We start from the raw sequence: 12483 nt of genomic DNA, 5'->3' as shown, positions 1-12483 counted from the left end.
GCGGGCGGCGTCCACCGTGACGTCGTCTCAGCGCGTCCGCAGCACCGCGAAGCCGAACGCCTGGCAGAACACCGAGTCGTCGTCGGCGACCGCCCCCGAGGCGAACACCGCCTCGCCGGCCAGCGGGACCCGCGACGGCTCGGTGCCCAGGTTCACCACCAGCGCCAGCGCCCCGCGGTGGACCACGAGCCAGCGGTTGTCGTCGGCCTCCACGCCGCAGTCCACCCGGACCGAGCCCAGCCACGGGTCGCTGAGCTCCGGCTCGGACTTCCGCAGGGCGATCAGCGCCCGGTAGGTCCGCAGAATCTCGGCGTGCTCATCGGCCGCCTGCTCCGTGCGGTCGAGCACCGAGCGACGGAACGTCTCCGGATCCTGCGGGTCCGCCACCGTGTCCGGATCCCAGCCCATCGCCGCGAACTCGCGGGTCCGACCCTCACGCACAGCCTCGGCCAGCTCCGGCTCGGGATGCGAGGTGAAGAAGCAGAACGGCGTCCGCGCGCCCCACTCCTCACCCTGGAACAGCATCGGCGTGAAGGGCGAACAGAGGACGATGGCGGCCTTGGCCAGCTGCTGCTGCGGCGTGAGGTTCATCGACGGCCGGTCGCCGGCCGCGCGATTGCCCACCTGGTCGTGCGTCAGCGTGTAGGCCACGAACCGCGACCCCGGCACCCGGCCCACGTCCAGCGGCCGCCCGTGCACGCGCCCGCGGAACGTCGAGAACGTCCCCGCGTGCAGGAACGCACCCGTGAGCACCTGTCGCAGCGACTCGAGCGACCCGAAGTCGGCGTAGTAGCCCTGCCGTTCCCCCGACACGGCGGCGTGGACGGCGTGGTGCACGTCGTCGTCCCACTGCCCGTCCAGCCCGAGGCCGCCACCCTCACGCGCGGTGACCGTCCGCGGATCGTTCTGATCCGACTCGGCGATGAGCGAGAGCGGCCGCCCGAGATGGGTCGCCAGCGACTCCACCTCCACCACCAGCTGCTCCAGCAGATGCACGGCCGAGGCGTCGTGCAGCGCGTGCACCGCATCCAGCCGCAGCGCGTCCACGTGGAACTCGTCGAACCAGCGCAGCGCGTTGTCGATGATGTAGCGCCGCACCGCGCCCGAGTGCTCACCATCCAGGTTGAGCCCCGACCCCCACGGACCGTCCGCGGCCGACAGGTACGGCCCGAACTCCGGCAGGTAGTTCCCGGACGGCCCCAGGTGGTTGTAGACCACGTCCAGACACACCGCGAGGCCCCGCGCGTGGCAGGCGTCGACGAACTGCTGGAACGCGTCCGGCCCGCCGTACGGCTCGTGCACCGCGAACCACGCCACCCCGTCGTAGCCCCAGCCGTACTCGCCGTTGAACGCATTGAGCGGCATCACCTCGACCATGTCCACGCCCAGCTCGACCAGCTCGTCGAGGTGCTCGATCGCGCTGGTCAGCGTCCCGCCGGCCGAGAACGTGCCCACGTGCAGCTCGTAGATCACCGATCCGGCCAGCTGCCGTCCCGTCCACGCCTGGTCCGTCCAGCGGGACTCCTCGAGGCGATGTGCCCGAGACAGCCCGTGGACCCCGTTCGGCTGACGCGGCGACCGCGGGTCGGGCCGCGGCGGGCTGACCTCGTCGTCGTCGCCGGTCACCACGAACCCGTAGTCCCTGCCCTGCTCCCGGGGGGTGCCGGACGTCCACCAGCCGCCCGGGGCGCGGCGCATCGGAACAGGGTCGGAGTCGGGGGAGTCCAGCACCAGCCCCACCGCGCGGGCCTCGGGCGCCCAGACGGAGAACATCTCGTCGCGCGGGGTGGCGGCGGGGACGGTCGTGGCGGGCGCGCTCGTGTCGGTCGGGGTCGCTTGGCTCGGTGAGGTCACACCGCCCAGCGTAGGGAAAACGTGCCGCCGCGGGGAGGGGCGAACGACACCCGCAGGCCGACCTGTGCCCATCCACGACCAACGGCGATACTGGGGACATGACCGACTCCCCGCCCCGCGTGCTCCGGCTCACCGCCGGACCGGACGTGAGGGGGGAGTACGAGGAGAAACGCTCCAGGTTCGTGGCCGTGCTGAGACGGTGCGACGACGAGGAGGACGCCCGCGCCCTGATCGCCGAACTCCGGGCCGCGCACCCGTCGGCTCGCCACCACTGCAGTGCCTTCATCGTGGAAGTTCCCGGGGCCAGCCGAATCGAGCGGTCAAACGACGACGGCGAGCCCTCCGGCACCGCCGGGACACCCATGCTGGACGTGCTGCGGGGACGTGGCCTGACCGGGGTGTGCGCGGTCGTGGTCCGGTGGTTCGGCGGCACCAAGTTGGGCACCGGCGGGCTGGCGCGGGCCTACTCGGCGGCGGTGTCCGGGGCGGTCGACTCCGCGTGGCGGGGCGGTCGCGTGGCGGAGGTGACCCGTACCCCGGCGTGGACGGCCGAGGTCGACCACTCGGTGGCCGGCGGGCTCGAGGGGGCGCTGCGCTCGGTCGGTGCCCGGGTGATGGACGTCGACTACGGCCGGCGCGTGCGGTTGACCGTCGCCGGCGAACTGGACGTGGTCGGGCCGATCCTGGCCGCCCGCACCTCCGGCGGGGTCGAGTGGGAGTCCACAGGGGTGGCCACCACCGAGAACGCGGCCGTTCGCCGGGATATGGAATCCTGACTACATGAGCATGCAGCCCTACCAGCCGAACTCGATCGAGCAGCAGAAGCAGCAGGTCCGCAAGGATGCGCGCACCACCGCTATCGCTCTGGGCGTGACGGCCGTGTCGCTGCCGATCGCGCTGTTCGCGAGCTCGTTCTTCACCGTGGTGGCGATCCTCGCCGCCATCGTGGCGATCTACAACGGCAACAAGGTCCGCAAGGCCATCTCCGGCAAGCCCGATCAGAAGCGCGAGCTGTACTGAGCTGTCCCGCGTGATGTGCCCGTCGGGCTGCGGGTCAGCCGAGATCCGTGGGCCGCGAGTCGACTGCGGGTGTCAGCCGTGTCGGCGCACGACGTCGGTCAGGTCCGCACGCTCGGCCCGGAACGTGTTGGCCGGGTGGTCGGCATCGGCGTAGCCGAAGGCGATCCCACAGACGATGAGGCGGTCCTCGGGGATCTGCAGGTGCTCGCGGACCGCATCCGAGTACAAAGCGATCGCTGCCTGGGCGCATGTGGCGACGCCCAGCGACGTGGCGGCCGCCAGGAACGTCGACACGTAACCACCGCAGTCCACCGCCCCGTACGTGCCGAGGCCCGCGTCCGAGGTGATCACCGCGACGTGCGGGGCGCCGAAGAAGCGGTAGTTCTCCAGCATCTGACGCAGCCGGGCGTCCGTGTCAGACCGCTCGATGCCGAGCGCCGAGTAGAGCCCGAAGCCGCTCGCCCGGCGGCGGTCGCCATACACACCGTCATACCGCTCCGGGGCGGGAAAATCCGAGCGCATGTCGTTGGAGAGCACATGGTCGGTGAGATGCTCGCCGAACGCCGCCGTGGCCCGTCCCGTCACCAGCTCCACCTGCCAGGCCTGCGAGTTGCACCACGATGCGGTGCGCTGGGCCATGCGGAAGATCCGGTCGATCGTCTCCTCCGGGACCGGCTCGGAGGTGAATCCCCGGCAGCTGTAGCGGTCGTCGAGGAGCTGCTCCAGCGTGGCGGCGGCGTCGGTCATGGGCCCTCCAGGGGAACTCGTTTCAAAGTGTGAGCCCAGTCTCGCACGGGCCCCAGGCGGGCTTGGCAGGGGCTGTAGCCGCCAGCGCTGCCACCGCCGCCTCGCCAGCCCCACCCGCACCCGCACCCGCACCCTCCATCATCCCGCCGGCCCCAATCCGCCGATCGGTCGGCGATCCACCAGGCGGGATCGCTCGGTGGATCGTCGTTCGATCTGCGGTTGTCGCGAAGGGCCGGTCATGCGCGACCGCGATATCCACAGGGGTCTTCCCCCTCCACAGGTGGCGTGCTCCGGGTGCTCAGGGGCGGCATGTCGAGCACGGCGCCCGGCCATTATCGGGTCGTGACTGACATGAGCGAACTGCGATCCCTCCTCCTGACGGCCTCTCGGTTGCGAGCCGACGGCATGACCTCTCAGCGGATGAGCCGGGCGGTCTCCTCAGGCGACCTGGTCCGTCTCAGACCGGGTTACTACGTGGACGGCGTAGCCCGCCGACTTCGGAAAGAGGACCGGCACCTGCTGAACGTGTTGGCCGCGGATGCGGCGCTCGACTCCCCGGTGTTCTCGCACGCATCCGCGGCTCTCATACACGGCTTGCCCTCGTGGGGACTGCCTCTGGGAAAGGTTGCGGTCTCGGCAGACCATCAGTGCTGGCGAACCCACACGACCCGGGCGATGAAGCATCATCTCGGCGCTCTCCGCGAGGACGAGGTGACCCGGGTTGATGGCCTGCGAGTCACTGCTCCCGCGCGTACTGTAATGGATCTCGCGCGGACCGTTGGTCGGGATGCGGGTGTGGCCGTCGCGGATGCGGCACTCCACGGGGAACTGATCGACCCGGCCGCTCTGGACCGCGCGCTCGAGGAAGCGGCCGGGCGCTCGGGGATCAAGAGAGCCCGGGCGTCTATGGCGTTGACCGACGGCCGGAGCGAGAGCGTGGCCGAGACGCTCAGCCGCCTGACGCTGGCCGACTTCGGACTCCCGGCGCCGGAGACCCAGGCGGACATCATCGGCAGGCACGGCAACCGCATCGCCCGCGTGGACTTCCTGTGGCGCGAGTTCGGGGTGATAGGGGAGTGCGACGGGTTCGGCAAGTACTTCGACGGCGCGGACAGTGCAGAGGTGAGGCGCCGACTCGGCCGTGAGAAGGACCGGGATGCCGAGCTCCTCGCTCTCGGCTATCGGATCCTGCACTGGCGGTGGGCGGATCTCGAGCAGCCGCGCCTGTTGGCCGAGAAAGTCCGTCGGGTCCTTTATCCCGTCGCGGCCTGAGCCCCGGGGTCCGGCACCCGCCTGAAAAGTCTGCACCCGCCACGATGGTTCGCGGGCGGGGTCGGTGATGCACTGATCGGATGACGATCCGCCGACGGAGCTCCCGCGGTGAATCGCACACGGATCGGTGGATCACGCACAGGTCGGTGGGTTTCAGGCGCCCCTGGCGGCCACAGCTATCCTCGGCCCCATGAGTGTTCGGGTGGACGCGTGGACGTGGTCGGTGCGGTTGTTCCCGTCGCGGACCAAGGCGGCGGCCGCCTGTCGCGGTGGGCACATCAAGGTCAACGGCGAGGCGGTGCAGCCGTCGAAGCCCGTCGTTCCCGGCGACCGCGTGCAGGTCACCGGCGCATTGGGGCGGGTCCGCATTCTCGAGGTGGTGACGACCATCAACAAGCGGGTCGGTGCCCCGGTGGCCGCGACCTGCTACATCGATCACTCGCCCCCGCCGCCGCCCAAGGAGGTCCTGGCCTCCCAGCCGCGGCGGGGGCGGGGAGCCGGGCGGCCCACCAAGCGGGAGCGCCGCGAGACCGACCGACTGCTGGGCCGCGACTGAGGTCCCCGCGACTGAGGCCCCCGTGCCGCCGCGCCGCCGCGCCCCCACCGGTCAGCCGCCCCCGCCGGTCAGCCGCCCTCGCGGACGATCACCACGACCGCCGACTCGCTCAGCAACTCGCCGAGATCGACGCGGCCCGAGAGCGGCGTCCCGCCCGGGCGCACGGACCAGGTCCCCTGCGGTAGGAGCACCACGGTCCCGGTGAACTCCTCGGCGGGCAGCACCGCGGTACGCCGCCGCGCGATCATGCCGACCGCCGGCCGTCCGTCGACGGACCGGGTGAACGCCACCACGTCCGAGGCGGCCGGACCCTGCACGGGCAGCGGCACGTACGCCCCGCCGGTCAGGGCCTCCGGATGCGCCCGCCGCAACCGCAGCAGCTCGCGCGCCAGCACGAATTTGGGGTGTCCCGCACGGGCGACGGCGCCGGAGCGCAGTGGCCCGTAGTCCACGAACCGGCGGTTGTCCGGGTCGACGAGCGAGTCCTCCCACACCTCCGTGCCCTGGTAGACGTCCGGGATGCCGGGGCCGAGCAACTGCACGGCCTTGGCGACCAGCGAGTTGTCGCGGCCGGCCGGGGCGATGCGCTCGACGAACGGCCCCAGCAGCCCGCCGCCGGAGTCGATCAGCGTGTCGATCCACCGGTGCACACCGGACTCGAAGTCGGCGTCCTGATCGGTCCAGGTGGTGTGCACGGCGGCCTCACGCAGGGCTTTGTCGGCGTAGTCGTGCAGGCGCGACCGCAGGTCGTCTGTGGGCCCGCCCAGCTCGGGCCAGACGCCCACGATCACCTGGAGGAGGAAGTAGCCCGCGTCCTCGGCGGGCGGCGGGAACTCGTCGAACACGCGCGTGACGAGGTCGGCCCACTCGTCGGGGAGCTGCGAGAGCACCGAGATCCGGGCGCGGACGTCCTCTCCGCGCTTGGTGTCGTGGGTGCTCAGCGCCGTCATCGCCAGCGGGGTGGAGCGGGCCCGTTCGGCCATGGCGAGGTGGAACGCCTCGACGGGCATCCCCATCCGGCCGGGCGAGCCGCCGACCTCGTTGAGCGAGACCAGTCGCGCGAGCCGGTAGAACAGCCGGTCCTCCTCGGCCTTGGCGGTGGCGGCGCCGGTGACCTGCGCGAGCCGGGTCGAGGCCTCGCCGCCGCGGGCCAGTGCTGCGGCCACGAGCCCCAGGGCGGGCACCAGTTCGGGCCGGTCGCGGCGCAGTCCCCCCAGGATCGTGGGCAGGGTGCCGCGCAGGACGGGGTAGTCGGCCCGGTAGAACGGCGTGCGCGCGACGACGGAGATCAGCGTCTCCCGGAGGGCGGCCTCGTCGACGTCGTCGCTCGCCGGGCCGTCCAGCCCGACCGCCACCTCGCGACGAACCGCGCGCGCCAACCTCGCGAGCTCGGGAGCCAGGTCCTCCGCCACGATCTGCCGTTTGAGCTCGGCGGACTGCGCGTGCACCTGCTCCTCGTCACCGGGGTCGCCGGTGTAGCGCCGGGCGAGCTCGGACAGCCGGGCCTCGCCGGAGGCGTCGACGAGCAGCTGGTCGATGAACCGCAGGGCGTCGTAGCCGGTGGTGCCGTCGACGGGCATGGCGGGTTCGAGGACCTCGGGTGGGGTCGATTCGGTACCGGGCGCGAGGATCTTCTCGACCAGCAGGACGCGGTCGTCGCCGGCGAGTGCCCGCAGCCGTCGCGCGTACCCGACCGGGTCGGACAGTCCGTCGGGGTGGTCGACGCGGATGGCGTCGACGAGGTCCTCCTCGCACCAGCGCCGCACCTCGGCGTGTGTGGCCTCGAAGACCTCGGGGTCCTCCTGGCGCAGCCCGGCGAGCCCGGTGACGGTGAAGAACCGCCGGTAGCCCAGCAGCGGCTCGCGCCAGTGGACGAGCCGGTAGTGCTGGCGGTCGTGGACCTCGCGGGCGGTGCCGTCCCCGGTGCCGGGGGCCACCGGGAACCGGTGGTCGTAGAAGTGCAGCTCGGCCTCGCCGGAGGGGGAGTCTCCGGGGGCGACGACGACGAGGTCCGCCACATCGTCCGGTGTCCCCAGGACGGGGATCGCGATCCTGCCGTCGGCCCCGTTCGCCTCCTCGGTGTCGAAGTCGAAGAACGAGAAGTGCGGCGAGTCGGGGCCCCGCCTCAGCGCGTCCCACCACCACGGGTTGGCGGCCGGCTCGTCCACACCGAGGTGGTTCGGGACGATGTCCACCACCAGGCCCAGCTCGTGGGCCCGGCACGCCGTGCGAAGGGAGCGCAGTGCGTCGATCCCGCCGAGTTCGGCCGAGACGGTGGTGGGGTCGACGACGTCGTAGCCGTGGGTGGAGCCGGGAGTGGCGGTCATGACGGGCGAGAGGTACACCGCGCCCACGCCGAGGTCGGCCAGGTAGGGCACGAGCTCCTCGGCGTCGGCCAGGGTGAAGCCTCGGCCGTCGGGGTCCGAGGCGGGGGTGCGCAGCTGGAGGCGGTAGGTGCTCGCCAGCGCGGCGCCCCGGCTCGGCCCGGCCCCGGTCCCTGTCTCGTCCTCGGCGGCCATGCTCAGCTGACCTTGCGCAGCACGATCGTGCCGCGGTCGGCCACGGTGATGGTGCCGTCCGAGCTCAACTCGTCCGCGCGCTCCTCGAGATGGTCGGCGGTGTCCAGGACGACCTCCCACTTCTCGGCGTAGTCGGCGCCGAGCAGGGAGAACTCGATGGGCTCGTGGTGGGCGTTGAACAGCATGAGGAACGAATCGTCCACGATCCGCTGACCGCGCACGTCCGGCTCGTGGATCCCCTCGCCGTTGAGGTACACGGCCATGGACTTGCCGAACCCGGAATCCCAGTCCTTGCTGGTCATCTCCGAGCCCTCCGGGGTGAACCACCCGATGTCCTGCGGTTCCTCCTCGCCACGCAGCGGGGAGCCGAAGAACCGGCGGCGACGGAACACGGGGTGGTCCTTGCGCAGCTGGACCAGGTTCCGGGTGAACTCCAGGAGGTCCTGCTTCTCCTCGTCGAGGTCCCAGTCCATCCAGGAGATCTCGTTGTCCTGGCAGTAGACGTTGTTGTTGCCGCCCTGGGTGCGGGCGATCTCGTCGCCGTGGGCGATCATCGGCGTGCCCTGCGACAGGATCAACGTGGTGAGGAGGTTGCGCCGCTGGCGGTGGCGCAGCTGGATGATCTCGGGGTCGTCGGTGGGGCCCTCGACCCCGCAGTTCCAGGAGCGGTTGTGGCTCTCGCCGTCGTTGCCGTCCTCACCGTTGGCGTCGTTGTGCTTCTCGTTGTAGCTCACCAGGTCGTTGAGCGTGAACCCGTCGTGGGCGGTGACGAAGTTGATCGAGGCGTTGGGGCGGCGACCGGTGTGCTCGTACAGGTCCGAGGACCCTGTCAGGCGCGAGGCGAACTCGCCCAGGGTCGCGGGCTCGCCGCGCCAGAAGTCGCGCACCGTGTCGCGGAACTGGCCGTTCCACTCGGTCCACAGCGGTGGGAAGTTGCCCACCTGGTAGCCGCCCTCGCCGACGTCCCAGGGTTCGGCGATGAGCTTGACCTGGCTGACGATGGGGTCCTGCTGGACGAGGTCGAAGAACGAGGACAGCCGGTCGACGTCGTGTAGGCCGCGCGCCAGGGCGGAGGCGAGGTCGAAGCGGAACCCGTCGACGTGCATGTCGAGGATCCAGTAGCGCAGCGAGTCCATGATGAGCTGCAGGGAGTGCGGGTGCCGGACGTTGAGCGTGTTCCCGGTGCCCGTGTAGTCCATGTAGTGCTGCTCGTCGCCCTCGACCAGCCGGTAGTAGGCCTGGTTGTCGATACCGCGGAAGCCGATGGTGGGGCCCATGTGGTTGCCCTCGGCGGTGTGGTTGTAGACCACGTCGAGGATCACCTCGATATCGGCTTCGTGGAAGGCCTTGACCATGGCCTTGAACTCGCTGACCGCGTCGCCGGGCCGGTCGGAGAACGCGTACTCGTTGTGGGGCGCCAGGAACCCGAAGCTGTTGTAGCCCCAGTAGTTGCGCAGGCCCATGTCGATGAGTCGTTGGTCCTGCATGAACTGGTGCACCGGCATGAGCTCGATCGCGGTGACGCCCAGGTCGGTGAGGTAGTCGATGATCGCCGGGTGGGCCATCCCCGCGTAGGTGCCGCGCATCTCGGCGGGGATGTCAGGGTGCGTCGCGGTCATGCCCTTGACGTGCGCCTCGTAGATCACCGTGTTGTGGTACTCGTGCCCGGGGGCGCGGTCGTTGCCCCAGTCGAAGTACGGGTTGATCACGACGGTGGTCATGGTGTGCCCGAGGGAGTCGTCGGTGTTGCGCTCGTCCGGGTTGTCGAGGTCGTAACTGTGCAAACTCGGGTCCCCGTCGAAGGAGCCGTCGAAGGCCTTGCCGTACGGGTCCATGAGCAGCTTGGACGCGTCACACCGCAGCCCGTCGGAGGGTTCGTACGGACCGTGGACGCGGAACCCGTACCGCTGACCGGGCGTCACGCCGAACAGGTAGCAGTGCCAGATGTGGTAGTCGACCTCGACGAGCTCGATGCGCTGTTCGCCGCCGTCGTCGTCGATCAGGCAGAGCTCCACGCGCTCGGCGACCTCTGAGAACAGGGAGAAGTTCGTGCCGGTGCCGTCGTAGGTGGCCCCCAGCGGGTAGGGGGTACCGGGCCAGGCTCGGATGAGCTCCGGGGCGGACTGCGTCTCGTCGTCTTGGGTCACCCGACCCAGGGTAGTGCCTGAGGGCCGTCCGGACGTGGCCGTGCAGGCGGAGGCGGGTCGTGGGCTCCGTCGGCCACCCGCAAGCAGGTCACCGCCGGCCGTTCACCGCCAGCTGTTCACCACCAGCCGGTGGCGGGCCCCATCTGACGGGCCAGTTCGCCGGACGCGGAGCGCACCCAGGAGCCGGACAGGTGGTGGGAGTCGTGGTAGACGATCACGTTGCCCACCACGGCGGGGCAGACCTCGGGATCACACAGCCCGTCGGTGAGGTCGAGCAGTCGCACGGAGTCGAGGCCGGCGCCGGCGAGCGCGGCGGGGTTGACGGGGGAGATGGAGCGCTCGCGAGGCATGCCGCACTCGGCCGGGGTGCCGCCGTCGCCGAGGCAGTCGGGGGCGCGGATCGGGCCGCGGCCGCGGTTGAGCCACGGGGTGTCGCGGATGGCGATGACCCCGATGCCCTGCTCGCCGAGCGCGCGCCACAGGTCGACGTACTGGCGGGGGGTGACGTCGGGTCCCACGACCCCGACGGGTCGGGTGGCGGTGGTGAAGACGAAGTCCGGGTCCAACCCGACGAGCGCCGCCAGCGCCTCGGGGGTCCACTCGGCGCAGCTCTCGTAGAGCTGTTCGCCGCCGTCGGAGACCGTGGCGTCCAGGGTGAGGGGGCAGCCCATCTTGAGGACGGTGACCACGCGGAAGCCGTAGTGCCGACCGACCTCGTCGAGGCCGCTGATCCAGTGCTCGGCGTGGGAGCCGCCGGTGAGCGCGATGGTGCGGGGCGAGGTGACGTCGCCGTAGACGCACATCTCGACCTCCGTCGACTCGAAGGTCGAGATGCAGCCGTCCATGGTGCTGGCGGGGAGGTCATTGCCGACCTGGAGCAGGGAGGGTACGTAGGGGGCGTCGTCGGGTGCGGGGACGCCCTCGAAGAACGCCCGCGCTCCGGGGTGGTCCGGGTCGGTGAGGGAGTCGACGTACGGGACGGACGAACGGGAGCCGGAGGTGGCGCTCCACCAGCTGACGGTCCCCAGGCTGGCGACGACGGCGACGACGACGACGACGCTCGCCCCCACGAATCGCTTCTGCTCACGGGCCGAACGGGCCGGGCCGCCCCGCTGTCGGTCGCGTGCCGCCGCCGCCGGGGTGGTGCGTCCCCGCGCCCGGCTGGCCATGCGGAGCGGGCGCTCGACGTACTTCTCGGTGAGGAGCGCCAGCACGAGCGAGACGACGATGATGGTCAGGCCGGAGACCAGCGTGATCTCGGCTTCGCGGTCGTGGGACAGCCACAGGATGAGCAGCGGCCAGTGCCACAGGTACAGCGAGTAGGAGATGTCGCCGAGCCGCCGGAACACCCGTCCGGACAGGAGCCAGGTGACGGGGTCCTTGGCCGGGGTGGCGCGCTGCCCGACCGGGAGGTTGCCGCCGAGGATGATGAGCAGGGCGCCGCCGATGGGGTACCAGGCGAGCGGGCCGGGGAAGTGGGCGGCGCCGTCGAAGAAGAAGCCGGTGCTCACCACCAGGAAGAGTCCGGCGACGGTGGTGAGCAGCCGCAGGGGCCACGGCAGGACGATTCCGGCCAGCAGGATGGCCACCAGGCCACCGATGAGCAGTTCCCACATGCGGGCGCCGGTGTCGTAGTAGTTCCACGCCTGGTTGTCGGCCTGTCCGAGGACGGCCCACCACACCGAGGCGGCGGTGCCCGCGGCGACGATGCCCACGAGAAGCCACTTCGGGGTGCCCCTGCGGACGATCAGGCGCCAGAGGGCGGTCCCGCCCAGGATCACCGCCAGGGCGACCACATAGAACTGGCCCTGCACGGACATGGACCACAGGTGCTGCAGCGGGGAGATGGTCGCGTCGGCGGCGACGTAGTCGGACGCGGTCAGCGCCAGTTCCCAGTTCTGGTAGTACAGCAGCGAGGCGACGGTCTGCTCGAAGATCGTCGACCATTGGGTGGGCGGCTTGACGAGCACCGTGCCCAGCACGGTGGCGGCGATCGTCACCACCAGCGCCGGGTACAGCCTGCGGACAAGCCGCTTCAGGTGGGGAAGCGGGGAGAGCGGCGTGCCGGGGTCGCCGGCGCCGCGCAGGAGCGAGCCGAGGAAGAAGAAGCCGGACAGGGTGAGGAAGACGTCCACGCCGCCGGAGACGCGGCCCATCCAGATGTGGAAGACCACCACCAGCGCGATCGCGAGGCCACGCAACCCGTCGATGTCGTGTCGGTAGGCCATCTTCCCGCGGCGCCGCCCAGCGGGCGCGGGAGGAGAGATGGTGGCCACTGGCGGGTACTTCCTGACGTGTCGTCCGGTGGGTCGGTGGGGGCCCGGCCCGGGGTCCGGGCACCGTGCCGTACACCGGCGGAGCCGGGTCC

General features: G+C 71.0%; 9 protein-coding genes. 4 read left to right on the top strand and 5 right to left on the bottom strand.

Annotated features, from left to right (window positions below):
• Positions 1-27 precede the first annotated feature (27 nt).
• A complete protein-coding gene (gene treZ, locus G6R20_RS11550; RefSeq protein WP_240341441.1) occupies positions 28-1773 on the bottom strand; it encodes a malto-oligosyltrehalose trehalohydrolase in 1746 nt (581 codons plus the stop codon).
• A gap of 179 nt (positions 1774-1952) precedes the next feature.
• On the opposite strand from treZ, the gene G6R20_RS11545 reads away from it, so the two are divergent.
• Both G6R20_RS11545 and G6R20_RS11540 read left to right on the top strand, forming a co-directional pair.
• The gene (locus G6R20_RS11545) at positions 1953-2630 is read left to right on the top strand and encodes a YigZ family protein (RefSeq protein WP_069390434.1); all 678 of its coding nucleotides are present in this window, start codon (positions 1953-1955) and stop codon (positions 2628-2630) included.
• A gap of 4 nt (positions 2631-2634) precedes the next feature.
• The gene (locus tag G6R20_RS11540; protein ID WP_067713823.1) at positions 2635-2874 is read left to right on the top strand and encodes a hypothetical protein; all 240 of its coding nucleotides are present in this window, start codon (positions 2635-2637) and stop codon (positions 2872-2874) included.
• A 72-nt stretch (positions 2875-2946) separates the two neighbouring features.
• Here G6R20_RS11540 and G6R20_RS11535 read toward each other — a convergent pair whose 3' ends face one another.
• Positions 2947-3621 (bottom strand): nitroreductase, encoded by a 675-nt coding sequence (locus G6R20_RS11535; RefSeq protein ID WP_069390435.1) that lies wholly within the window; start codon positions 3619-3621, stop codon positions 2947-2949.
• 795 nt (positions 3622-4416) lie between these two features.
• Between G6R20_RS11535 and G6R20_RS18755 the strand changes: the two genes are divergently transcribed.
• The gene (locus G6R20_RS18755; protein WP_240341422.1) at positions 4417-4893 is read left to right on the top strand and encodes a hypothetical protein; all 477 of its coding nucleotides are present in this window, start codon (positions 4417-4419) and stop codon (positions 4891-4893) included.
• Positions 4894-5083: 190 nt separating this feature from the next.
• Positions 5084-5449, top strand: coding sequence for an RNA-binding S4 domain-containing protein (locus G6R20_RS11525; protein WP_163376502.1), 366 nt, complete (start codon positions 5084-5086; stop codon positions 5447-5449).
• Between the two features lie 68 nt (positions 5450-5517).
• Here the strand turns inward: G6R20_RS11525 and treY are convergent, their stop codons facing one another.
• The 3 genes from treY to G6R20_RS11510 form a co-directional block, all read right to left on the bottom strand.
• On the bottom strand, positions 5518-7968 hold the full coding sequence (gene treY / locus G6R20_RS11520) for a malto-oligosyltrehalose synthase (RefSeq protein WP_163376501.1): 2451 nt from the start codon (positions 7966-7968) through the stop codon (positions 5518-5520).
• A gap of 2 nt (positions 7969-7970) precedes the next feature.
• On the bottom strand, positions 7971-10115 hold the full coding sequence (gene glgX, locus G6R20_RS11515) for a glycogen debranching protein GlgX (protein WP_096905624.1): 2145 nt from the start codon (positions 10113-10115) through the stop codon (positions 7971-7973).
• 116 nt (positions 10116-10231) lie between these two features.
• Entirely contained in the window at positions 10232-12343 is a 2112-nt protein-coding gene (locus G6R20_RS11510) for an acyltransferase family protein (protein ID WP_069389990.1), read from the bottom strand.
• Positions 12344-12483: the final 140 nt, after the last annotated feature.

The sequence above is a fragment of the Dietzia sp. Alg238-R159 genome (genome assembly GCF_900537145.1).
Classification (GTDB): domain Bacteria; phylum Actinomycetota; class Actinomycetes; order Mycobacteriales; family Mycobacteriaceae; genus Dietzia; species Dietzia kunjamensis.
Note: the sequence above shows the minus strand (reverse complement) of the source record. Positions and strands in the feature narration are given on the sequence as shown.

What these genes read in the sequence shown, in the direction of transcription:
- treZ (WP_240341441.1), bottom strand. Translation starts at nt 1,773, where the DNA reads ATGTTCTCCGTCTGGGCGCCCGAGGCCCGCGCGGTGGGGCTGGTGCTG.
- G6R20_RS11545 (WP_069390434.1), top strand. Translation starts at nt 1,953, where the DNA reads ATGACCGACTCCCCGCCCCGCGTGCTCCGGCTCACCGCCGGACCGGAC.
- G6R20_RS11540 (WP_067713823.1), top strand. Translation starts at nt 2,635, where the DNA reads ATGAGCATGCAGCCCTACCAGCCGAACTCGATCGAGCAGCAGAAGCAG.
- G6R20_RS11510 (WP_069389990.1), bottom strand. Translation starts at nt 12,343, where the DNA reads ATGGCCTACCGACACGACATCGACGGGTTGCGTGGCCTCGCGATCGCG.
- treY (WP_163376501.1), bottom strand. Translation starts at nt 7,968, where the DNA reads ATGGCCGCCGAGGACGAGACAGGGACCGGGGCCGGGCCGAGCCGGGGC.
- G6R20_RS11535 (WP_069390435.1), bottom strand. Translation starts at nt 3,621, where the DNA reads ATGACCGACGCCGCCGCCACGCTGGAGCAGCTCCTCGACGACCGCTAC.
- G6R20_RS11525 (WP_163376502.1), top strand. Translation starts at nt 5,084, where the DNA reads ATGAGTGTTCGGGTGGACGCGTGGACGTGGTCGGTGCGGTTGTTCCCG.